At 62.2% G+C, this 22425-nt stretch carries 24 protein-coding genes and 3 pseudogenes; 16 read left to right on the forward strand and 11 right to left on the reverse strand.

The window, feature by feature from the left end; all coding sequences use genetic code 11:
* Positions 1-106 precede the first annotated feature (106 nt).
* The 5 genes from AF337_RS08620 (at position 107) to AF337_RS08640 (ending at position 4569) form a co-directional block, all read left to right on the forward strand.
* Positions 107-1423, forward strand: a complete 1317-nt coding sequence (locus AF337_RS08620) for an extensin-like domain-containing protein (RefSeq protein ID WP_049731808.1) — start codon at positions 107-109, stop codon at positions 1421-1423.
* Positions 1424-1560: 137 nt separating this feature from the next.
* Positions 1561-1908, forward strand: coding sequence for a CAP-Gly domain-containing protein (locus tag AF337_RS08625; RefSeq protein ID WP_049731809.1), 348 nt, complete (start codon positions 1561-1563; stop codon positions 1906-1908).
* Positions 1909-2103: 195 nt separating this feature from the next.
* Positions 2104-2736, forward strand: a complete 633-nt coding sequence (locus tag AF337_RS08630; RefSeq protein ID WP_049731810.1) for a TetR/AcrR family transcriptional regulator — start codon at positions 2104-2106, stop codon at positions 2734-2736.
* Positions 2733-3869: an FAD-dependent oxidoreductase gene (locus AF337_RS08635; protein ID WP_049731811.1), complete on the forward strand. Its 1137-nt coding sequence runs from the start codon at positions 2733-2735 to the stop codon at positions 3867-3869. Before AF337_RS08630 ends, AF337_RS08635 begins: the two co-directional genes overlap by 4 nt.
* A gap of 79 nt (positions 3870-3948) precedes the next feature.
* Positions 3949-4569 (forward strand): hypothetical protein, encoded by a 621-nt coding sequence (locus AF337_RS08640; protein WP_049731812.1) that lies wholly within the window; start codon positions 3949-3951, stop codon positions 4567-4569.
* 15 nt (positions 4570-4584) lie between these two features.
* Here AF337_RS08640 and AF337_RS08645 read toward each other — a convergent pair.
* Positions 4585-5372 (reverse strand): annotated as a pseudogene (locus AF337_RS08645) (class I SAM-dependent methyltransferase).
* A gap of 237 nt (positions 5373-5609) precedes the next feature.
* Between AF337_RS08645 and AF337_RS08650 the strand changes: the two are divergent.
* Positions 5610-6005: an Ohr family peroxiredoxin gene (locus AF337_RS08650; RefSeq protein WP_049731813.1), complete on the forward strand. Its 396-nt coding sequence runs from the start codon at positions 5610-5612 to the stop codon at positions 6003-6005.
* 107 nt (positions 6006-6112) lie between these two features.
* Positions 6113-7159, forward strand: coding sequence for a DUF3095 family protein (locus tag AF337_RS08655; protein ID WP_049731814.1), 1047 nt, complete (start codon positions 6113-6115; stop codon positions 7157-7159).
* A 102-nt stretch (positions 7160-7261) separates the two neighbouring features.
* Here AF337_RS08655 and AF337_RS39995 read toward each other — a convergent pair.
* The 3 genes and pseudogenes from AF337_RS39995 to AF337_RS08665 form a co-directional block, all read right to left on the reverse strand.
* Positions 7262-7662, reverse strand: a pseudogene (locus tag AF337_RS39995) (NUDIX hydrolase).
* Positions 7663-7689: 27 nt separating this feature from the next.
* Positions 7690-8193 (reverse strand): MarR family winged helix-turn-helix transcriptional regulator, encoded by a 504-nt coding sequence (locus tag AF337_RS08660; RefSeq protein ID WP_049731815.1) that lies wholly within the window; start codon positions 8191-8193, stop codon positions 7690-7692.
* A gap of 116 nt (positions 8194-8309) precedes the next feature.
* Positions 8310-9365: a GlxA family transcriptional regulator gene (locus AF337_RS08665; RefSeq protein ID WP_049731816.1), complete on the reverse strand. Its 1056-nt coding sequence runs from the start codon at positions 9363-9365 to the stop codon at positions 8310-8312.
* Between the two features lie 149 nt (positions 9366-9514).
* Here AF337_RS08665 and AF337_RS08670 point away from each other — a divergent pair, with 149 nt between their 5' ends.
* The 7 genes from AF337_RS08670 (at position 9515) to AF337_RS08700 (ending at position 15702) form a co-directional block, all read left to right on the forward strand.
* Positions 9515-10393, forward strand: coding sequence for an ABC transporter substrate-binding protein (locus AF337_RS08670; RefSeq protein WP_049731817.1), 879 nt, complete (start codon positions 9515-9517; stop codon positions 10391-10393).
* A gap of 183 nt (positions 10394-10576) precedes the next feature.
* A complete protein-coding gene (locus AF337_RS08675; RefSeq protein ID WP_049731818.1) occupies positions 10577-11329 on the forward strand; it encodes an amino acid ABC transporter ATP-binding protein in 753 nt (250 codons plus the stop codon).
* A gap of 7 nt (positions 11330-11336) precedes the next feature.
* Positions 11337-11996, forward strand: coding sequence for an amino acid ABC transporter permease (locus AF337_RS08680; protein ID WP_049731819.1), 660 nt, complete (start codon positions 11337-11339; stop codon positions 11994-11996).
* A complete protein-coding gene (locus AF337_RS08685; protein ID WP_049731820.1) occupies positions 11993-12655 on the forward strand; it encodes an amino acid ABC transporter permease in 663 nt (220 codons plus the stop codon). Before AF337_RS08680 ends, AF337_RS08685 begins: the two co-directional genes overlap by 4 nt.
* Before the next feature lie 23 nt (positions 12656-12678).
* Positions 12679-13905, forward strand: a complete 1227-nt coding sequence (locus AF337_RS08690) for an Atu1372/SO_1960 family protein (protein ID WP_049731821.1) — start codon at positions 12679-12681, stop codon at positions 13903-13905.
* 1 nt (position 13906) lies between these two features.
* Positions 13907-15118: an FAD-dependent oxidoreductase gene (locus AF337_RS08695; protein ID WP_049731822.1), complete on the forward strand. Its 1212-nt coding sequence runs from the start codon at positions 13907-13909 to the stop codon at positions 15116-15118.
* Positions 15119-15306: 188 nt separating this feature from the next.
* A complete protein-coding gene (locus tag AF337_RS08700; RefSeq protein WP_049731823.1) occupies positions 15307-15702 on the forward strand; it encodes a Rap1a/Tai family immunity protein in 396 nt (131 codons plus the stop codon).
* 12 nt (positions 15703-15714) lie between these two features.
* Here the strand turns inward: AF337_RS08700 and AF337_RS40000 are convergent.
* A pseudogene (locus tag AF337_RS40000) lies at positions 15715-15863 on the reverse strand (FCD domain-containing protein); the annotation flags it as partial.
* A gap of 446 nt (positions 15864-16309) precedes the next feature.
* Here AF337_RS40000 and AF337_RS08705 point away from each other — a divergent pair.
* Together AF337_RS08705 and AF337_RS08710 are read left to right on the forward strand one after the other, a co-directional pair.
* A complete protein-coding gene (locus AF337_RS08705; protein ID WP_049732035.1) occupies positions 16310-17269 on the forward strand; it encodes an acetylxylan esterase in 960 nt (319 codons plus the stop codon).
* Positions 17266-17994 carry an esterase family protein gene (locus AF337_RS08710; protein WP_049731824.1) on the forward strand — a complete coding sequence of 243 codons (729 nt, stop codon included), beginning with the start codon at positions 17266-17268 and terminating at the stop codon, positions 17992-17994. Before AF337_RS08705 ends, AF337_RS08710 begins: the two co-directional genes overlap by 4 nt.
* A gap of 16 nt (positions 17995-18010) precedes the next feature.
* On the opposite strand, the gene dhaK is transcribed toward AF337_RS08710, so the two are convergent.
* From dhaK to dhaL, 6 genes are read right to left on the reverse strand one after another with little or no spacing between them, the layout of a single operon-like run.
* Positions 18011-19003, reverse strand: coding sequence for a dihydroxyacetone kinase subunit DhaK (gene dhaK, locus AF337_RS08715; RefSeq protein ID WP_049731825.1), 993 nt, complete (start codon positions 19001-19003; stop codon positions 18011-18013).
* A 51-nt stretch (positions 19004-19054) separates the two neighbouring features.
* Positions 19055-19462, reverse strand: a complete 408-nt coding sequence (locus AF337_RS08720; protein ID WP_010001912.1) for a hypothetical protein — start codon at positions 19460-19462, stop codon at positions 19055-19057.
* A gap of 1 nt (position 19463) precedes the next feature.
* Complete coding sequence (locus tag AF337_RS08725) at positions 19464-21068, reverse strand: putative PEP-binding protein (RefSeq protein WP_049731826.1); 1605 nt, start codon at positions 21066-21068, stop codon at positions 19464-19466.
* Complete coding sequence (locus tag AF337_RS08730) at positions 21052-21408, reverse strand: HPr family phosphocarrier protein (RefSeq protein ID WP_049731827.1); 357 nt, start codon at positions 21406-21408, stop codon at positions 21052-21054. Before AF337_RS08730 ends, AF337_RS08725 begins: the two co-directional genes overlap by 17 nt.
* On the reverse strand, positions 21408-21806 hold the full coding sequence (gene dhaM, locus AF337_RS08735) for a dihydroxyacetone kinase phosphoryl donor subunit DhaM (protein WP_049731828.1): 399 nt from the start codon (positions 21804-21806) through the stop codon (positions 21408-21410). The genes AF337_RS08730 and dhaM overlap by 1 nt, the downstream gene beginning before the upstream one ends.
* The gene (dhaL, locus tag AF337_RS08740; RefSeq protein WP_049731829.1) at positions 21803-22423 is read right to left on the reverse strand and encodes a dihydroxyacetone kinase subunit DhaL; all 621 of its coding nucleotides are present in this window, start codon (positions 22421-22423) and stop codon (positions 21803-21805) included. Before dhaL ends, dhaM begins: the two co-directional genes overlap by 4 nt.
* Positions 22424-22425: the final 2 nt, after the last annotated feature.

A 22425-nucleotide genomic window follows, 5' to 3' on the forward strand; every position in this document is an offset into this window, starting at 1 on the left:
TGTCGCGTTCAGATTGTGCCGGTAAGTTTTCATTCACCGTTTTTAATTAAAATTGGAGTGAGTTTTTTCTGTCACTGCCCAGTCGGCCTGCGGAAGCGATAAGAGTATGGCGTTTGTTTCCTTTCCACGGCGATCCCTTTTGCCCTTGCTGCTCTCGGCGTCGCTGACCACCTGTTCGATCAGCGACGGGCTTGTGCCGCCGGCCAATGTCGACAGCGGAACCAGGGTCAGCTCGATCTCGCCAACTCGGGGGGCAGCGCGGATGGCGCCTGCCGTGCGCATGGCGCCGGTGGAAAGCCAGGCCTCCTATCCCGTCTCCAGTGCGCCGGTCGGCAATAGCCAGGGCTCCGTCGATTATCTCGACACGCCGAACCTTGCCGGCACCGGTCATGCCGCACCAGCGACGCGGAACACGCCGGGCGGGCGCAGGCTGCCGATGATCGACAGCGACGAGGCGCTGGCGGCGGGCCAGCCGAGCGGCAATTGGGGCGGCACGCAGAACCTTGCGATCCCTTCCGGCGGCGTCAATATGGATGACGAACTCGGGGCTGAGCCCGTCGTCGGGTTGGCGCAGGAGCAACAGCAGCAGATCGCCGAGGGTAATGCGACCGAGCCGGTCGTTGACGGCATCGGCACCGATAGCCCGACGCAGGTGAACCAGCCGCTACGCCAGCCCACCCCGCAGACGATGCCGCAGCCGGCGGCACAAGCGCAAATGAGCCGGGCGCCCGCCTGGAACGACGGCAGCCCTGTGGTGGCGCCGGCTCGTGTTCCGGAAGAGGACGAAAGCGAAGAGGTCGCGATGCTGCGGCCGAACAATCCGATGATGAGCGAACCGGCAGCACCCGTCGACCCCAGCATCATGCCGACCTCCGAGCTTGCTTGCCGGCGTGAACTGAAGCGCATGGGCGTGCTCTTCGACGAGAAGCCGCCGATTTCCAACGGGCCGGCCTGCCAGGTGCCCTATCCGGTATCGCTGAAGGGGCTTTCCGGTAATATCGGCGTCAAGCCGGCGGTGACGCTGAACTGCCAGGTGACGCTCGCCTTCGCCAAATGGGTGAAGAACGAGCTGGCGCCGTCGGCCCGCTACCGCTACTGGAGCGGCATCAGAACGATCCAGCCGCTCGGCGGCTATTCCTGCCGTCGCATGAACAACAGCCGGCAGCGATACAATCCGATGTCGGAACACGCCCGCGGCAACGCCATCGATGTCGGCAAGTTCGTGCTGAAGAACGGCCACGAGATTGACGTGCGCAAGAAGGGTCTGTTTTCGCTGCGCGAGGGCCGGCTGCTGAAGGCGGTGCGCACCGACAGCTGCCGCTATTTTAATACCGTGCTCGGCCCCGGCAGCAACCCGGAACACTGGAACCACTTCCACTTCGATCTGCGCTCGCGCAAGAGCGGCAAGGTCTATTGCGACTAATATGCTTTGCCTTGAACCGTACGGCGCCGGTGTGGCTGTTGTCGCGGCAAATAAGCCCCCTGGCAGAAAACGGTTCATCCCTGCCGCCCAGCGCGCTATAGAACGGCGAGGCGGATTGCCGTTTGAGAGTTTGATCCATGAGCTATGATTTTCATGTCGGCCAGAAGGTGGTCTGCATCAACGACACCTTCAAGCATGTCAGCATCGACCAGCTGATCCGCAAGGGCGAGATCTATACGATCCGCTGGGTGGGCGAATATACCCATTATGTCGACGGCACGTTCATCGGGGTGAAGCTCGCGGAAATCCATCGCGGCAATGACGACGGGCCGGAAGGCTACGGCGCGGCCGACATGCCCTATCGCGCGACGCGCTTCCGGCCGCTGGTGAAGGACAAGATCGCATCGCTGCGCAAGCTGCTCGCCCCGAAACCGGATGCGCCGGTCGAGCCGAAGGAAAAGACCAGGAAAAAAGAGAAGGTCTGAGCCCCGCTCTGCGTGCGGGGATGGGCCGCTCGACTGCCTGATATTCGCAACACGCTTCAAACGGCTATCTTATCTGCCGTCGCGACGGCTTGACACACCTGAACGAACATGTTTGTTACGAACATGTTCGCGATGGGGCAATCGTATATGGCACTGCAATCCAGGAACCGACGGGAGAGGCCGAGTAAACCGGCTTTGAGCCGCGAAGGGATCATTCGTGCGGCGTTGGCTCTTTTCCACGAGGAGGGGCTGGCGAAGATCACCATGCGGCGCGTTGCTGCCGTACTCGATACCGGTCCGGCATCGCTTTACGTCTATATCAGCAACACCGAGGATCTTCACGCAGAGATCCTCGATGCGCTGCTTGCCGGGATCGCCGCACCGTCTTCGCCGGCGGACTGGCGCGGCCGGCTGAAGGGCACGCTTCGCAGCTATATGTCGGTACTTTTCGAACATCCGGAACTGGCGCGCATGGCGATGTCGACCATGCCGAGCGGGGTGAACTATCTTGCGCTGGTGGAGAAAATCCTGGCGCTCTTGAAGGAGGGCGGAGTGCCGGATGCCGAGGCGGCATGGGCAGTCGACCTGCTTCTGCTCTATGCCACGGCGCAGGCCGCCGAGAAGGCAGCCTGGAAAGCGTCGCCACGCTCGCCATCGGACTTTTCCGCGCTGACGGCCGCGATCGAAGCGGCCGATGCCGAGGCCTTGCCGAATATCACGCGGCTGGGGGGCGACCTGCTGTCGGGCCGTGGCGAGCGGCTGGATTGGGGGTTCGATGTGCTGATCAACGGCATCCTGATGACGCGGCGCGCGGAGACAAAGGCATGATCACCATTCTCGGCGCCGGCCTTGGGGGGCTCGTTCTTGCCCGCATTCTGCATATCAGCGGGATGGATGTGCGCGTCTTCGAGAGCGATGCGTCCGCTTCCGCGCGGCATCAGGGCGGCATGCTCGACATGCACGTCGAATCTGGTCAGGCGGCGCTCAAGGTCGCCGGCCTTTACGAGCAGTTCCGTGGGATCGTCCTGGAGGAGGGGGATGCGCTTCGCGTGCTCGACAAGACGGGCAGGGTGCATCTGGCAGAGGCCGGCAACGATCTGCGCCCCGAAGTCGAGCGCGGCCAATTGCGGGCCATGCTGATCGCATCGCTGCCGGAGGGGATCATTCGGTGGGGGCATCGCGCGACGGCGGTCGCTGCCGCGGCGGATGGCACCTATATCGTCACTTTCACGAACGGACTATCGATCAGGACGGATGTGCTGATCGGTGCCGACGGCGCCTGGTCGAAGGTGCGGCCGCTGCTGACCGATATTCGACCCGTATACACCGGTCTGTCCTTCGCGGAAGCGCGTTTGACCGAGGTGTCCTCCCACTTTCCCGAACAGGGCGAGATCGTCGGGAAAGGGACGGTGATGGCGCTTTCCGAGCGCAAGGGCATTCTGGCCCACCGCGAGCCGGGCGATGTGCTCTGCAGCTACGCCGCCTTCGAGGCGCCGGCCGAATGGTCGGCCGAAGTGGCGTCAAAGGCCGGAGGCTTGTTGGAAGACGTGTTGATGCGGTTCAGCGACTGGGATCGGCCGCTTGTCGATCTCGTCGCCAAAAGCGAGGCGCCGTTGATTGCAAGGCCGCTCTTTGCCTTGCCCGTCGGCCATCGCTGGACCCGCGGGCCCGGCGTCACCCTGATCGGAGATGCCGCGCATCTCATGTCTCCCTTCGCCGGCGAGGGCGCCAATCTCGCCATGCGCGACGGTGCGGAGTTGGCTCAGGCGCTCCTCGCCTACGATGGTGCCGAGGCGGCGCTTGCCGCTTATGAGGCCGTCATGTTCGCGCGCAGCGAAAGCGCTGCCGCGGAATCGGCCACGGGTCTCGCTCTCTGCTTCAACGACCAGGCGCCGCATCCGATCGTCGATTTCTTCCTCGGCATGCGTTCGGAGGCGGAGACGGCCACTGGCGCTGCCTAGGCCGGCAGACTGACGACGCGATTGTGCCATCGTGCGGCCTGTGCGACAGTTCGCGCCGGGACATGCCGAGGAAGGGCCGATGCGAGGGATTTCGACAATTCTGGCATTGTGCGCCGCCATTGCCATGACGATCACCACGGTCGGAGCGGCCGCCGCCGATCCGCTAGTGTTCGGCTATCACGGCTGGCAGGTCGACCTGACCAATGCCAGAGGTGCCGCGCCCGACACGGAGATGGTCGCGGCCGTCAAACGGCAGCTCGATGTCGTCGAGCATGTCGATCTCAAGCGTGACATTCTGAAATTCATGCGGACGATCCCGATATGGGCCAATCCCGCCGCCGCAGGCTTCGGGCCGGGCCACTACAGCCGCAAAACCGGGATCGATTTGCGCGTCGCGAGCCTCGAGCCCGACAAGCCGATCATCCTGCATGAGCTTCTGCACGCCTATAACGACCAGATGCTTCCGGGAGGATTCGGCAACCCCGATATCCGGCAGTTCTTCGATAACGGCCGCGGGCTCTGGCCGGGCGATTCTTACATGATGAGCAACAGTCACGAATTCTTCGCGGTTACCGCCAGCGTCTATCTCTATGGCGATATCGACCGGCCGCCGCATTCGCGCAGTGCGCTCAAAAAGAACCAGCCGCGATATTACCAGTGGCTCGCCACGCTCTTCGACGACGGCCGGCCGCGGTCCTGAGAGGCCACGCGCCGATCAGGCTGTCTTTCGGCTAAGGAACAGCCCGGTCTCCTTGCTGACATCGAGCGCACCGCTGCCTTGCCTGAAGGCATCGGCGATCGCTTGGCGGAAGCGGCTGAGCTGAGGTTCGCCTGCGCCTTCGCCGGGCGGATAGGAGGTCAGCGCCAGAAAGACATCCTCGGGCTCGGTGATCCGCATGCTTGCCGGATACTGCGACATCGCGACGTTTCCGAATTGCGTCCGCATCATTTGCTCGGCGGCGTCATATCCAAAGGCTTCGGCGGCCGGATCGGTCGGCGCGCTGCCGAAGACGGTCGTCAGCTGGTAGATCTCGCGCATGTTGCCGATGCCGTTGGTGGTGACGGCGAGAAAGCCGCCCGGTTTCAGCACCCTTGCCATCTCCGCGATGCCGGCGGCCGGGTCGGGCAGATGATAGAGCATGTGCACGGCGATCACGAGATCGAAGACGCCGTCTTCGAAGGGGAGTGCTGCGGCAGCGGCCTGGCGGCCTTGAACGGACGCGAAGGGCAACGCGCTACCGCCTCGTCGACCATGCCCGAGGAGAGGTCGGCGAGCGTCAGCTGCAGATCCTCCGGCAGAAGACCAGCCGTTGCCGCCCAGAACCATGCCGGCCCGCAGCCGACATCGAGGACGCGATCTCGCGATTTCAACGGCAGTTGCGCGGCAACCCATGGAAACCAGCCCGTTTCAGCGATGGTATATTCGGTATGGAGCCTGGCGCGGGCGGCGAGCTTGCGGCTGTCGCCATACTGCACCGCATTGCCTTCAGTTATGGAGGACATCTCAACTCCGCCTTCTCATGAGGCCGCGAGCCTCGAGGCAGAGCCTAAAGGGGGCTTCGATCCCGGACAAGACGTGACTATACGCAACCGGTCGAGCCTGCCTGCATGGCCCGGAGAGAATGAATCGTATCCGATTAAATCGGAATGTTGTTGACATCGAATTCGGTCTAGCGTATTAACGCGCATCCGATTTAATCGGATACGCTACAATGCTGATCAAACCTGAAGGATACAACAATGACTGAGAAGCTTCTTTTCGCCGGCAAGACCCACATCGCCGGCGGCCGCAACGGCTATGCACGCAGCAGCGACGGTACGCTCGACATCCAGCTGCCGCAGCCGCATCCGGCGGCCGAAAACCTGTTCGGCGCCGCCTGGTCGGCCTGCTATATCGGCGCCATCGAGCTCGCCGCCGCGCAGCGGAAGATCACGCTGCCGTCAGGTCCCGAGGTCGATGCCGAGATTACGCTGAACGGCGATAACGGCTCGTACTTCCTGCATGCACGGCTCAATGTCAGCCTGGCGGACATTGATCGCGAGATCGCAGAGGAGCTGATCGAGGCGGCTCACGGCATCTGCCCCTATTCCAAGGCGGTCCACGGCAATATCGAGGTCGAAACCAAACTTGTCTGAACAGGAAGGGCCGGCCTCGCGCCGTCATCTTCAAGCGGGGGTCTGCCGATCGGCGGCAGACCCGTTTCTGAGCCAGCAGCCAAACCTGCCGATCCGGAGAATATGCCATGATCAAGAGCCACGCGGAGCCGCGCCGGGCCTATGACGAGTTTTCGCTTGTGCTCGATCCCGAGGTCTACGAGCCGCTGCCTGACGATTGGCTGATCGGCATCACCGACGTCGTCAGCTCGACCGAGGCGATCCGATCGGGGCGCTATGAAGACGTCAATTATGCCGGCGCATCGATCATCGCCGCCCTCGGCAATGCCTGGGGTTCGTTCGATTTCCCCTTCGTGTTTCGCGGAGACGGAGCAGCCTTCGCCTTGCCGGCGAACGGCATCATGGCCGCGACATCGGCCTTGCGTGATGTCGCAGGCTTTGCCAAAGCCGATCTTCATCTCGACCTGCGTGTCGGGCTCGTCACGGTCGGCGAAATCCGCGCGAACCGACGCGACATCAGGATCGCGCGCTATGCCGCTTCCGAGAGCGCGACCTATGCGATGTTTGCCGGGGGCGGGCTGAAATGGGCGGAGCAGCAGATCAAGAATGGCCGCTATCTGGTCAAGCCCGGCCGTTATGCGACGAGGCCTGACCTGACGGGCTTGAGCTGCGACTGGGCGCCGTTCGCGAGCCAGCGCGGCGAGATCCTGTCGTTGTTGGTCGAGCCTCGCGACCAGACGCGCCCGGAGGTCTTCGCTGCGCTGGCGAAGCGCGTACTTGCGGTTTTCGATGCCGCGCCGCGCCGGTCCCATCCGCTTTCCGGAGGGGCGGCCATAGCGAAGGGGTCTGCGGAGCAGGTCAGCGCAAAACGCTGGTCGGAGGTCGCCGCCAATTCGGATTTCCGCAAGTTCGACGACGGCCTGCGCCTGACGCTGGACTGCACGCCGGACCAGATCGACAGTGTCGAAGCCATCCTCATCGCGGCACGCGGGAGTGGCGAGATCGATTTCGGGCTGCATCGCCAGTCGCATGCGCTGATGACCTGCCTCGTGCCGTCGGGCCGCCCGGATTCGCACCTGCATTTCCTCGACGGAATGGGCGGCGGTTATGCCAAGGCGGCCGAGATGATGGAGGAGGGCGCACGTCGGGAGGTTACCTGGCGCGAGGCGCTTTAGGCCGGATTTAACCACTTATCCTCCCTCATTCCTGTGACATCCCTCGGGTCAAGCCCGAGGACAGGAATGAGGGAGTGGATGGTGGTACGGTCACCACTGGGCTCATTCCCGCCCGAGCAGGTTTAGGAGCAGTTTCCTGAGCTGAAGCGGCGCCAGCTCGGTTTCGCATTCTATCTCCGCGGCGGTAAACCATCTGAGCGCGGTGTGTTCATCGCCGATAAGGCGCGGAGAGCCCTGCCATCGGGCGACGTGATAGACATGGAAGGTTGCGGATGCCCTGGGCGGGCTTCCGACATGAATTTTCCGGTAAACAGCCAGCGCTGCGGCGTCACGCCGATTTCTTCCAGCAATTCGCGGCGCATTGCCGTCTCAGCGTCTTCACCGCTTTCGACATGGCCGCCCGGCAGGCTCCACCGATCCGGGTGCGTCCTGCGCTTCGAATTTCGCCTGGCGAGGAGAACGGTCCCATTTCCAACCAATGCGCCGATTGCGATCTCGGGTATGTCACCGAGTGCCGACACGTGCTGCGATCATGCTTTTTCCGGTTCGGCCTGCGCCCGCAGCAGGTTGTCGCGCAGCCGCGTCACGGATTTCTGTACGACGGGGAAATCGTCGCCGAGGCCGGTAGCGTCGGTCAGGGAGGAGCCGGGATTGGTTTCGAGAAGCGCGCGGCCGGCCGGCGTCAGGCTGACACGCACCTGCCGCTCGTCGGCGGGATCACGATGGCGGGTGATCAAGCCTGAGGACTCCAGCTTCTTGAGAATGGGCGTCAGCGTGTTGGATTCGAGGAACAGTTTTTCCCCCAGCATGCTGACCGTCTGGTCGTCCTCCTCGGAGAGGGCCACCATGGCGATATATTGGGTATAGGTCAGGCCGATCGCGTCCAGAATCGGCTTATAGGCGCGGCCGAAGGCGAGATTGGCCGAATAGACCGCGAAGCACAGGAAATTCGAAAGTTTCCTGCCGTCTGCGCCTGCCTGAGGGGAGGTGGGCGCGGGCATATCCGGCCCCTTAGCTGCTTTAGACGTCGGCATCGGTCCATCCTGTCCGGGCTTTCTAACGATGAGACCTATATAAATCGTATCCGATTAAATCGCAATAGTGCCGAAGTCGGTATTCGATCCTGCCGTTTGTGGTGACTCCACGAAGATCAGCGGAAACTCCTGGGAGGCTTGCCATACTTCTTGCGAAAAGCGGTCGCGAAATGAGCGGAGTCGGAGAATCCGATTTCAAAGGCGATCGCCGTCATGGGCAGTGTGCTATTTTCGACCAGAAAGCGGCCATAGCGTAATCTCGTCTCGACGATAAAACGCTTCGGGGTCATGCCGATATTGTCCTGGAACAGACGCGCGAACTGGCGTGGCGACAGGCCGACCAGAGAAGCTACCTGTTCCGGTGAGACGTCGCGGCCTTTCCGACTCTCGATGAGAACAACGGCTCGCTGTATGCGCGAATCTTCTGTGCGGCGGAATGTTGTGGCGCGGCCGTGATCGAAGGCGCTCATGTGCTTCTGCTCCGAGAGCGAAAGCTGGTGCACCGCCTTGGCCGCCCGATCCGGTCCGCAGTGCGTGCGGATGAGTTCAGTCATCAGAGACAGGATCGATACGCCGCCAGGCACGGTAATGCGACCGTTCTCGATCAGGAAATCATCGCGCGTGGAGAAGGCAAGACGCGGAAAGGCAATCCGGAAATCCTCCGCATGAAACGGATGAACGCACGCCTTGCGTCCGGCAAGCAGTCCCTCCTGCGCCAAGATGAAGGCGCCCGTGCAAACACCAATTACCGGGACACCCGCCGATGCCGCCACCCTGAGATAGTCGCGATGCTTGCTAGGTGCGGCGCGCAGATGTGGCAGCAGGCCGCCGATGACCACGACGTAGTCGAAGTCGGTCGGGTTAATGTAGGGCGCGTCGGCGTGGACCCGAATGCCGCAACTGGCGACCGCTGCATGGCCCGGAGCCCCCATGATCGACCAGCGACAATGTAATGGACGGGAATTGTCGGCGAAGTCCGCCGCATGCCTTAGAGGCTCGACGATACCCGTCAGCGACATCATCGGGAAGGTTGGCCACAGGAGAATGCCGATGGAGAGATCGGCCTTTCGGTCGCGTGCGACCAGAAGCCGCTCGGCCCAAAGATCGTCGAGCCAGCGCACATAGTCGGGCTCGCCGGCGGATGCTTCAGGAGGTTGCTCGGATGTGATCATGGCGCAGCCATGTCCTTTTTTCAAAGAAAATGTCTGATTTATAAAATTCAGGTGCGGTCTTCGGTGTCAAGTTTCTTCTCGTCAAACGCGACATCCGGGGAGCAGAAACCACCGGACCGGGGAACCAACAAATCAAGGATCACAGAACAATGGCACTTTCTCTTTCGAGAAGGATGGTGACGTGCGCTCTGCTGGCAGGCAGCCTCATGTCCCTTTCATCTATCGCCAATGCTTTCGAACTTGCCGAGCAGGGCAAGCTGACGGTTGCCTTCACCGGCGACATGCCCGGCTCCGGCTGGCAGGACGGGAAGCTGATAGGCTACGACGGTGAAATCATGCAGCGCATTGCCGACAAGCTCGGCCTCAAGATTGAGCCGGCGCTCATGGAATGGTCGGGTACGATCGCCTCCGTTCAGTCAGGCCGTGTCGACGTCATGCTCGGCACCATGGGCTGGACTGAAAAGCGTACGAAGATCATGACTCTGTCCGAGCCGATCCACTACTTCAAGAACGGCATCATGCAATCGACGAAGACGAACTGGGACAAGCTTTCTGACCTGGAAGGCAAGAAGATCGGCACGATCACCGGCTTTTCGTTCATCCCAGAACTGAAGAGCATCAAAGATCTCCAGCTCTCGCTCTACGACACTTCAGATGCGGCTGTGCGCGATCTTATCGCCGGGCGCATCGACGCTGTCATCGGCGATCCGCCGGTGATCTCCTACGCCATCAAGCAGAACCCTGATTGGAATATGCACTTCCTTGCCTTCACCGACAACAGTCCGGATTTCCCGCTGCTGACCGGTCTCGGGCAGGTCGTTTATGGCCTCAATCAGAAGAACGACGATCTGCGCCAGAAGATGGACGCCATCGTCGCCGACATGTGGAAGACTTGTGAGATGAAGGAAATCGGTGCCCGCTACGGATTGTCGTCGGATGTCTGGTTCAAGCCTGTGGGTCAAAATTTCCGCGCCGGCGTCGATCGCCCCGCAGATTACAAGCTGCCGTCCTGCGCAGCTGGCGGCTGAACGGCCGTGCGGACGGAAGCTGCAATCAGCGCCTTTCGTCCACCGTCCTCGCCTACTGCATAATTCCTTAAATCGGAATCGATTTCAGGAGAAAATTATGCGGCAATTCAAAGTGCTACAGCGTCCTTGGCGCGTCTGAAAAGACGCGCGGCGCTGCAGATATAATCGCATAAGGAAACGGCGATGAATGCGCTTCTCAGCGTTGCAGGCCTGCGCAAGAGCTATGGTCCTATCGAAGTTCTCAAAGGCATCGATTTCGATGTCGCGCCAGGTGAGAAGATTGCCCTGATCGGCCCATCCGGCTCTGGGAAATCCACCTGTCTGCGCTGCATGAATTTTCTGGAAAAGCCCACTGCCGGTGAGATCCGCCTCGACGGCGAGCGGATTGGCGTGCGCAACGGCCATGTCATGAGCGACCGGCAACTTGCACCGCAACGCGCCGAGATGGGCATGGTCTTCCAGCTCTTCAATCTCTGGCCGCATCTGTCGGTGACGGAAAACGTGGCGATCGCGGCGCGCAAGGTGCGCGGCCTGCCTGCTGTCGAGGCACGCGAACTGGCTTTGGAAATGTTGGCCAAAGTCCATATGAAACACCGCGCCGACGCCTCACCGCTCGAACTGTCCGGCGGCCAGCAGCAGCGTGTCGCGATTGCGCGAGCGCTTGCCCAGAAGCCAAAGCTCATGCTGTTCGATGAGCCGACATCCGCACTCGACCCCGAACTGGTCCAGGAGGTTCTGAAAGTGATGGAGGAACTGGCAGCCGAAGGGCGCACGATGCTGATCGTCACGCACGAGATCGCGTTTGCGCGCGACATTGCCGATCGCGTCCTGTTTCTTGACGGCGGCACCATCGTCGAAGCCGGGCCGGCACGCCAGGTCATAACCGCTCCCCGCGAAGCGCGCACGCAAGCGTTTCTCAATAAGATCCGGCACTAGGCGCGTCATGACCGGATTTTTCATATTCTTCTCCGTCGTCGAGGGGCTCGTCGCCGGGCTCGGCGCAACCGTTTTCGTCACGATCGCCTCACTGGCGCTCGCAGCCGCTTTCGGGTTCCTTCTCGCCGTGCTCAGGCAATTTGCCGGGATCAAATTCATCGATCTGGTGATCGATGCCTCCTGCGAGATTCTCTGCAATGTGCCGGCCTTGACGCATCTGTTCATCCTCTACTTTGGGCTTGCCAGCATCGGCGTGAAATTGACGTCGATTACGGCGGCCGTCCTGGGCCTCGGGCTCATCGGAGCGGCGATCACCTGTGCAATCTTTCGTGCCGGTTTCGCCGCGCTGCCTGGCGGGCAGGCGGAGGCGGCGCTTGCCGCAGGACTGACCCCGCTCCAGACCATCTTTGAGATACTGACGCCACAGGCAATGCGGATAGCGCTTCCAGGGCTCGGGAACTACGCGGTGCAGCTTCTCAAGGATACATCCGTCGTCTCGGCCATCGCGGCGCCGGAAATCATGTTCTTTGCTCGTTCAATGGTGACGTCGTCCTTCCAGACAACAATGATCTACGCGACGGCGGCGGCACTCTACCTGTTGCTGAGCTTGCCGTTGATGCAGGTCACGCGGTTCCTCGAAAGACGTTACGGGAGATTGAAAGGATGAGCGCTTTTCTAGCGCCCTATGGCGATTATGGTGCCGAATGGCTGTCGCCGCTGCTGCGGGCGATGGTGAATACGGCCCTGCTTTCCGTTTGTGCCTTTGCCCTGGCATTCGTCTTTGGCTTGCTGCTTTCGCTCTGCCAGAAATCCAGTTTCGCGGCGCTAAGGTATTTTGCGGCCCTTTATGTGACGATCGTGCGTGGCGTGCCGCTGCTGGCGGTTTTGTTTCTGCTTTATTTCGGCTTGCCGGGTATCGGGATCGTCTTTGATGCTTTCGGCGCGGCGATTGCGGGCCTGGCGTTGTGTTTCGCGGCCCAGGTCGCAGAGCTTTTCCGCGCTGGCATGAAGGCTATACCTGCCGGGCAGAGCGAGGCAGCGTTGGCCGCGGGCTTTACCCCGGCCCAGAGCTTCGTCCTGATCATCCTGCCGCAGGTCGCGCGTGTCATTCTGGCGCCGATGATCATCACCTTCGTCTCGTTGCTCAAGGATTCTTCGCTCGCTTCGCTGATTACCGTCAACGAACTGGTTCTCACCGGGCGGTCAATGGCGACGGAGTATTTCCTGCCCTTGCAAATCTACATAGCCGTCGGCCTCTGCTATTTCGCGATAGCCTGGCCTTTCTCGGTCCTCTCGCGCCGGCTAGCCCTTCCGGCCGCCCGCTAACTCGTCATGACAAGGCCAAGACAATGACCATTGAAACGACCGTTGCTGTGGGCAACGCCCGTCGGCATGCAACGCAATCGCATGAACCTCGCTGGCCGGTGATCCTCATGACGCCCGATGTTAGCGAGGCGCCTGATGCGCCGACCGAGAAGGAGTATGTCGTGCGCGCCAACTATGCGGACGCCATAGCCGAGGCAGGGGGAATTCCGTTGATCCTGCCTTACAATACCGCGAACCTGGTATCGGCGGTGGCACTCGCCGATGGAATCGTCCTTACCGGTGCGCGTCCGGGGACGGAGGTGACAGGCGTGCGTAGGCAATTCGAAATTCAGCTGGTCGAGCAGGCCTTGAAAACGGGCAAGCCGCTTCTCGGCATATGCCACGGCATGCAACTGATCGGTGAATGCCTTGGGGGCAAATTTCAAACCGAACTGCCGGCCGCCGCCTCCCACATCCCGCGAGATATCCCCGACGTTTTGGCGCACGAGATCATCGTCGAGCCGGGCAGCGTGCTGATCGATTGGGTGGGGAAGGGGCCGGCACGCGTCAATAGCCTGCACAGGCATGCTTTGGCTGGCTACGGGCGCTTCCGTATCGCTGCAAGGGCGCCGGACGGCACCATCGAAGCATTCGAAGGGGAAACGGACGGCTTTTGCCTCGGCATCCAATGGCACCCTGAATACCGGCTGACCGAACTCGACAGGAATATCATGAGGGCCTTCGTCGACCGCAGCGCAGAAGCGGCGGCCCGCAAGGCACGCGATGCTTCATCGGCCGGAAGCAATCGCATACGCGAACGGCTGGCACAGCTCGAGCTTGCTCTGCCGGAGGCATCCTCGCCGCCAGGTGCATTTTCCGGGGCTGTGCGGACCGGCAATATCATCACCGTTTCCGGTCAGGTGCCGCTGAAGGATGGTGCGGTGCTGCGGACAGGACACCTCGGAGCGGACGTCTCCATCGAAGAGGGGCGAGATTGCGCGCGCTGGGCGCTTCTCAATGCGCTAGCGCAGCTGGAGAGGGCTGCGGGCGGCTTTGACAACATTCTGGGTTTCGTCCGGCTCGCGGGCTATGTCGCGGCGGATGCTGCTTTCGAGCGCCACGGCGCCGTCGTCGATGGCGCTTCGGAACTGCTCCGAGAGCTTTTCCCGGATCGATGGGCGCATGCCCGCATCGCGATCGGCATAACATCTCTGCCGCGCGGGGTTCCCGTTGAGGTCGAGTTGACCGCCGTCGTTGGCGACGAGGCTTGAGATGGCGCGTATTTCGGTGATCGGCGCCGGCGTCATCGGCGTATCGTCGGCCTATCTTCTGGCTAGGGCGGGGCATGATGTGACACTTATCGATGCGGCAAGCGAACCGGGCATGGGGGCGAGTGCAGGCAACGCCGCGCAGCTGTCCTGGGCCTATGGTGACGCTATGGCATCGCCAGCCCTGCTGAAGCATCTGCCAGCCATTGCGATGGGCTGCGATCCGGCCTTCCGGATCCGCTGGCAACTCGACCGGGACTTCCTCTGCTGGGGCCTGAAATTTATTGCCAATACCCGGTTCAGGTGTTGGTGGAACAATACGCAGGACATCCTGCGCCTTGCCGAGCAATCCCGTCACGAGCTCGCAATCCTGCTTAAGGAAACCGATGTCGAATTCGATTACCGTGTCGCCGGAAAACTGCATCTCTACGCCGATCGGCAAAGTTTTGCCGCCGCCAATTCCGGTGTCGCGCGCAAGAACGCCCTTGGTTTCGAACAGTGTCTGCTGACGCGGGTGGAGGCGGAAAACATCGAACCTGCGCTCGCCGCCTATCGGGGAGAGATTGCCGGCGCCGTTTACACCCCCGGTGATGCTCTCGGCGATGCGGCCGAATTTTGCCGCCAGCTCACCGCCTGGATGATTGAGCGCCGGCGGGTGTCTGTGCTTTTCGGCAGGAGAGTCTCGAGCTTCGTCCAAACGGGAGGCGTGCTGACAGGATTGAGGTTCGAGGACCGCGATGAGCTTCGCGTCGATGCGGCCATCGTTGCGGCAGGACCGCAGATTCGTTCCCTCATATCCGATTTGCCCGAGGCCCGGGACATACGCCCCGTCAGAGGCTACTCGCTCACCATTCCAAGAACTGGCCTTGCACCAAGTATCAGCCTGACAGACGTCAAGCGAAAGCTTGCTTTTGCTGCCATCGGCGACCGTTTTCGTGTCGCCGGCCTGGCAGACATCGAGCGCCCCGGGGCCGGTTTTGATGCCAGACGTTTCGACACGCTCAAGCTGGCCGCGTCTGCAGTGCTGCCCGATCTTTTCGAGCGATCGGACGAACTGATGAGATGGTCGGGCGAGAGGCCTGTGACTCCGACCTCCAAGCCCATTATCGCCGCCTCCCGACGCATTAAAGGTCTCTACATCAATGCCGGTCACGGCATGTTGGGATGGACGCTTGCATTAGGCTCTGCCCGCCGCGTGGTCGATCTCTTTCAATAAGTCGGTGGCTGGCGCCCGGTGCTTACAGTTGTTGACGCTATTCCACCTGCCGCAGTGTCGACCTCGCACGCACACAAGTTGCAGCTCATTTCTACTTTTGAATGCAACAAAAAAGATGACACTTTTGAAGCTCATTTCCGACACTTTCCCGATCGAAGCTCCGCGCCATCGAGAGCTTGGGAGCTGTGATGTCGGGGATTCTTATCGCCACGCTGTTGGCAACGGTTTCAGCAAAGATTCCCGCGGGACTATCCAGCGGCAATGTACTCTATTCTGATTGCAGCGGGTCCCGGCAGTTTGTCGTCGGATATGTTGCCGGCTGGTTGGACAAATGGAATAGTGACGAATATCTCGCCCGTCGCATTTTTACCGAAGCCGCTCCCCGACCCAGCAGGATGGTGAACTCGGCGCATTTTGCAATTGCCGTTGGTGTCAACGTCTGTATTCCCGAGGGAATCACGGCGGAAGCGATCGGCAATACGCTCTGCACGTTCCTCGAACAGAATCCCGGCATACGCGAGGCGACAGGCGACGAACTGATGATGACCTTGGCTCACTACAAATACCACTGCCCGATTCCTTAGGGGGATTCACACCGGCTTATTGGCCTCGATGAAGCGGCGAGCGAGGTCGCGACGTTCAGCATGTGGGTGCGCATGCGGCGTGAGGCCATCTCACCATCGCCTTCGGCGATGGCCTTCATGATCGCCTCGTGCTCGTCGCGGGATCGGCTGAGCCGTTGGCGTCTATGAAAAGTGTGCCATTGCTGACGCAACCTCGTACCGCTCATCACCCGCCCTCGTCCTTCGAGGCTCCGGCCTTCGGCCTACGTGCCTCAGGATGAGGGCTGATCGGTGTGCCGTGGGGATAATGGGCAATCGGTGTGCGTTTGGCAGGTCGCGATCGGCGTGCCGTATGGGCTTGGGCTGATCTCCGCTCCGCCCTCAGAGACACAAGCCGCGCCCTCACTCCGCCCTCATCCTGAGGCGCCCCGCAAGGGCCTCGAAGGACGAGGGCGGCCACCTGCATCTCCTCCTGTAGTGTCATATTCCAGTTGTGTGCCCAGCCACCCGCTCATCCTTCGAGGCTCCGCCCTTTCGCGGGCGCATGAACGTTGCTGGCGAGAGCGGGTGGGGAAAGTAGCCGCCACATCATCTTGCGCGGCCGGTGCTTTCACGCGACAAAGCCCGCATGAGCATTCCCACGACACATCCCTTCGCCTTCGACCCGACCTATGGCATGCGGGTCGAAGAGCTTCTCGCGGTCGAGCCGCCCGAGGGGCCTGATGGTTTCGACGCATTCTGGAAGGCGCGTTATCGCAAGGCGCGGATGGTCGATCCGCAGCCGGCGCTGTCCTGGAGCCGGTTCACCCATCCCGACTGGCACGTGCTCGATCTCGTCTATCTCTCCACGGATGCATTCCGGATCGGCGGCTGGCTGTTGCTGCCGCGCGAGGGGCAGGTACGGCGCGGCCTCATTGTCGGGCATGGTTACGGCGGGCGGAACCGTCCGGATTTCGAGCTGCCGGTCAAGGAAACGGCAGTGATCTTTCCCTGCTGCCGCGGGCTGTCGCTGAGTGCCCATCCGCCGATTTCGCAGAATCCCTCCTGGCATGTGCTGCACGATATCGACAAGAAGGACGCCTATATCATCGGAGGCTGCGTCGAGGATGTCTGGCTTGCCGTCTCGACGCTCGTCGCGCTCTATCCCTGGCTTTCAGGGCATATCGGCTATAGCGGCATCAGCTTCGGCGGCGGTGTCGGCGCGATGGCGATTGCCTATGATGACCGCATCGACCGCGGGCATCTGGCCCTGCCGAGTTTCGGGCACCAGCCGCTGCGCCTCAAGCTGCCGAGCGTCGGCAGCGCGCAAGCGGTGCAGGAATATCAGGCGGAACATGGAGACGTGCTCTCGACGCTCGGTTTCTACGATGCGGCGACGGCCGCGCGGCGGATCAAGGTGCCGATGCTGACAGCAGTGGCGCTTTTCGATCCCGCCGTCGCGCCGCCCTGCCAGTTCGCTGTCGCCAATTCGCTACCGAAATTTAATGAAATCTTCATCCTGGACGCCGGGCATTTCGATTACCCTGAAAGTGCTGAGCAAGAGGCGGCTCTGCGCGACAAGATCGGACAGTTCTTCAGGGTGCCATGAACCGCGAATATCTCAGCTGGTACAGTCAGCGTCTGCATCGAGACATGGAGATGCTGGTGTTCGGCCATGCCGGCGCCAAGGTGCTGGTCTTTCCGACGCGGGAAGGGCGCTTTTTCGAATATGAGCAGCTCGGCTTGGTCGCGAGCCTTGCCGAGAAACTGCAGGCCGGCCATCTCCAGCTTTATTGCATCGAGGGCTTAGCGGCAGACAGCCTTTACGGTTTCCACCGCCATCCGGCCGATCGCATCCGCCGGCATGCCGCTTTGGAGGACTATATCCTCAACGAGGTGCTGCCGTTGATGGCGGCGAAGAACTCGCATTGCTGCACCATCGTGCATGGATGCAGCCTCGGCGCTTTCCAGGCGGCGAGCCTCGTCTTCCGCCATCCGCATCTCTTCCGCAAGCTCGTCGCCTTTTCCGGGCGCTACGACCTGACGATGAAGGTGGAAGCCTTCGGCGATCTGTTCGAGGGCTATTACGACGACAGCGTCTATTACCACACGCCGACGCATTTTCTGCCCGGCCTCGGCGCGGACTGGCGGCTGGACAGGCTGCGCGAGATCGACATCGTGCTGACCATCGGCGATGCCGACCCCTTCCTCGACAATAACCGCTATCTCAGCCGGCTGCTTGGCGAAAAGAATATTCGCCATCAGTTGCATGTCTGGGACGGCCGCGCCCACCGCGCCGGGGCCTGGCGGAAGATGGCGGCGCTTTACATCTGACGTCTGTGGTACACCCTTATTGCCAATGCAGCGCTGCAGTCGTCACCGGCGCGTCCCAGAGCGCGGCCTCCTCGTCGGTCAGCAAAGCCAGCGTGATCGATAGCCCCTGCATGTCGAGCGAGGTGACGTAGGTTCCGACAAGTGAGCGCTCGATCGGGATGGCTTTTTCCTCGAGGAAACGGCGGGCGCCATTATAGGCGAGGTAGAGTTCGGCAGGCGGTGTGCCGCCGAGGCCGTTGACGAATAGCAGTGCTCTGCTGCCCGGCGTCACTGAGATGTCGGCAAAGATGGTCTCGCAGAGATGGCCGATGATGGCGTCGGCGGTGGCGAAGGGCTGCCTGGCATGGCCGGGCTCGCCGTGGATGCCGACGCCCATTTCCATCTCGCCGGGTCCGAGCGCAAACGTCGCGCGCTCGGTCTGCGGCACCGTCACACCGTTCAGCGCCACTCCCATCGAGCGGATGCGCGTGTTCAACCCTTCGCCGAGCTGCTTCAGCTCGTCAAGCGGCATGCCGCGTTCGGCCGCAGCCCCCAGGATTTTTTCGACGATGAGCGTTCCCGCGACACCGCGCCGGCCTCGGCTTTCGCCTGTTCTCGACGTTTCGATATCATCACTGACGACGATCATGTCGAGGCTGCGGCGGTCACCGGCCATCTCGATCGCCATTTCGAAATTCATCAGGTCGCCGTCGTAATTCTTGACCACGAGCAGGCAGCCGGCGCCGGTATCGGTCTCTTCGATGGCGGCAATGATCTGGCTCGGCGTCGGCGAGGTGAAGATATGGCCGACGCAGGCGGCATCCAGCATGCCCTGGCCGACGAAACCGATATGCATCGGCTCATGGCCGGCGCCGCCACCTGATATCAGCGCCACCTTGCCCGAGGTAAGATGGCGGCGGCGAATGAATTTGCGCTCCGGCCCGAACATCACGAAAGTCTCATGGGCGCGCACGAAGCCTTCGACGCTTTCGGCGACCATGGTTTCCGCGGTGTTCATGAACTTCTTCATCAAGCCCCTCCCAAGGCCAAAGGCATTACATCACGTCAAGCGGTTCACGCGTCATTCCGCACCCGATATTGCGACGATCTTCTGCACCAGATCGGAGATCGCCTCTTCCAGCAGGCGGTTTTTCCTGTCGTCGCCGAAATCCGGCACCATCAGCGACAGGTGCCGCAATTTCTCGGAGTGGCCGAGGTCGGGCAGCTTGCCGGGATGGGCGGCCTGATAGGCTTCGAGAAAGCGTTCCTCCTCAGTGGCGCTGAAGTGGCAGACGCGGACGATCGTCGCGAGATGGCGCGCCGGCAGCGGCGTCGCATAGGTCGGGCTGGTGATCTGGGTGACGAAGCTGCGGTGCTTTCCAAGCGCCGTCGCCAGGCGCTGGCGCGTGCCCGACGGCCTGTTGTCGATGATCTGCGCCAGAATGGACTTGTAGGCGATAATGGCGTCTTCAGTGTCTTCGCGCGCCATCCTACTCTCCGGCTGCCCTTGTGCCATCGGCATTGAGTCCGACGATCGCCGATCTTATCGCGGGACGCCGGGCCGGCGCCACGGAAAAATGCCGGAGACCGGCGGCGAGCAGTCCCGGCAGATAGCTGGGGTCGCCGGCCATGTCGCCGCAGATGCTGACCGGCTTGCCGGCGGCAAGCTTCACCGCCTGGGCGATCAGCCGGAGCACGGCGGGCGCTGCCTTGCCGGCATCGGCGTCGATGTCCTCTCGGGCAGAGGCGGCAAGATATTGCGTGAGATCATTGGTACCGAACGAAAAGAATGCCGCCGACCCGAAGGTGTCGAGCATCAATGCAGCTGCCGGCACCTCCACCATCATGCCGATCGGCGGCATGCGGTGGAGCTGGGAACGGCGGCCGAGTTTTTCGGCCTCCTCGCGGAATATCGCGCGCATCCTGTCGATTTCGTCGGGAAAGGTCACCATTGGCAGCATCACCGAGAGCCTGCCGAAGACGGCGGCGCGCAGCAGGGCGCGTGCCTGGACGCGGGCGATCTCGGGCTGGGCAAGCAACAGCCGGACGCCGCGCAGACCCGGGGCGACGGCCGGAAGGTCTTCGAGGCCAGCAAGGGGCTTGTCGCCGCCAATATCTAGCATTCTGATGATCACCGGCCTTTCGCCTGCCTGCTCCAGCACATGGCGATAGATCCCCAGCTGCCGCTCCTCGTTGGCGGCATCGGCGATCGAGGTGATCGAAAATTCCGAGCGCATCAGGCCGACGCCTGCCGTTGCCGGATCGAGCGCGCCGATCTCGGCGGGGTCGTTGATATTGATGGAGACGAGGATCGGCACGCCATCCGCCGTGCGTAGCTCGCCGCTTTCGGTTTGCATGTCGCCGGTAGGGGTTTGTGCGGGCGCCAGCGGCGGGATCGGCATCCTGCCGGCCTGAAGGACGACCGCGCCGGCATCGCCGTCGATGCGAACAGGATCTCCGTCTTCGGCCGAAAAGCGGCCCGTGCCGACCACCATCGGCACCGATTTCGCCCGGGCGAGCAGGGCGACATGGCCGGCTGTGCTGCCTGCAAACAGCGCGATGCCGCCGCCTTTCGACCAGTCATGGGCGAGAAAGCGGCTCGGCTCCATGTCCTTGCCGACAAAGACGGAGCCGGGCGGGAAATCGGCGGTCGGGGTACCGGCGAGCGCGCCGAGCACACGGTTCTTGATGTCGAGAATATCGACGGCGCGCGCCCGCATCTGCTCTTCGTCGGCCGTTTCGAGTTCACCGATATAGGCGTCGAGGGTGGCGACCCAGGCAAAGACGACGTTCTCGTCGGCTTCCGTGCGCGCGCCGGTCGCTTCGGCGATGCTGGGATCGCGCAGTACCTCGATCTGGAAATCGATGATATCGCGGCTTTCGGCGTCGGCCCCCTCGGCTAGGCGCTCGAGTTCGCCGATCGAAATATCGATCGCCTTCTCCAGCGCGCCGTATCCGCCGGCGGTCTGGGGCGCCGGACCAGCGCCCGGCCGCTCGGCAGCGGAAGGAGCCTTCAGCTCCTCCGCGAGAAAGGCCGGGCCGGATCCGATGCCCGGGGATGCGCTCTTTGCTTTCAGCCTAAGCGGTTCGGCCATGTTTCTTTTCCTCATCGAAGTTGCGCTCGATGAGTTCCTTCAGCGCGCGGATCGCCTCTTCGGCGAGGATGCCGTCGGCGCGGATCCTGAGGATCGACCCTTTACGGATTCTCGCGCCCATGATCTTGATGATGCTCTTGCCGTTCAGCCAGACATCGCTGCCGTTGACCGCGATCTCGATCGAACAGGGGAAGGACTTGGCAAGCCGCGTGAAGGTGACGGAGGGGCGGGCATGCAGCCCGACGCCATGCTTGACCTCCACCTCCGTCTGGCAGTTCACCTTAAATGGCTCGGGCAATGGCTCGGGCTCCTGTTTCTCTTTTCGTAATCCGCTGCTCATCAGGGGGACAGTTCCTCGGCTGTGGCGACGACCTTGGCCAGCGACGCGCCCCCCGACGCTTCGGCGGCGGCGATGACGGCGCCCTCGACCAGCGGCGCGTTGCAGATGGAGACGAGGCCCGAGCGGGGAGGCCCCAGCATTTCGATTGCCATCTCGCTGTTGGTTTCGGCGCCGCCGAGATCGACGAAGACGGCAACGCCGGCATCGGACCAGGCGGCCTCGATCGCTCTCAGGATGCCGCCGGCATCGGTGCCGAGCTCGCCATGGACGTTGCCGCCCGACCAGGACAGCGGCACGCAGTCGCCGACCATCTGCCGCACCATGTCGGCAATGCCCCGTGCCACAAGCGGCGAATGGGAGACGATCACGATGCCCACATTTGCGGTCTTTCCATTCATTCCGGACGGTGCTCCCCGAGATAGCGGCAGATCGCCGTGGTCAATAGTGCGCAGCTCGACGCGCCGGGATCGACATGGCCGATCGAACGGTCGCCGAGATAGGCCGCGCGCCCGCGCATCGCCTTCATCTCAGCCGTGCGGCTGGCGGAGCGTTCGGCCTTGCGGGCGACGTCACCGAGCGGAGACCGCTTCTCCAGCGCGGCATGCACAGGATAGAGCACGTCGAGCAATGTCTTATCGCCGGCATGCGCCCGCCCGCGCCTTGCGACGGCATCGATCGCCTGTTTCAGTACCAGCGAAAAATCGGCCTTTTCCTCGCTTTTGCGCAGCTCACGGCCGATCTCCATCAGCAGCGTGCCGTAGAGCGGGCCGGCCGCACCGCCGACATTCATCACCAGCGTCAGCCCGATCTTTTCCACGGCGTCGGGGAAGGGCAGGCTGGACAGGCTTTCGCCTTCGGCGCTCACCGCCTCGCAGCCGCGTCGCATGTTGGTTCCGTGATCGCCATCGCCGATGGCCCGATCGAGCGCGCAGAGATGATCGGTGTTTTCCGCGATCGTCGCGCGGCACACCTCGATCAATCCCGCAACAAGCATCGGTTCCGCCTGCACTGTCATCC

Source organism: Rhizobium ecuadorense (genome assembly GCF_001187535.1).
Taxonomy (GTDB): domain Bacteria; phylum Pseudomonadota; class Alphaproteobacteria; order Rhizobiales; family Rhizobiaceae; genus Rhizobium; species Rhizobium ecuadorense.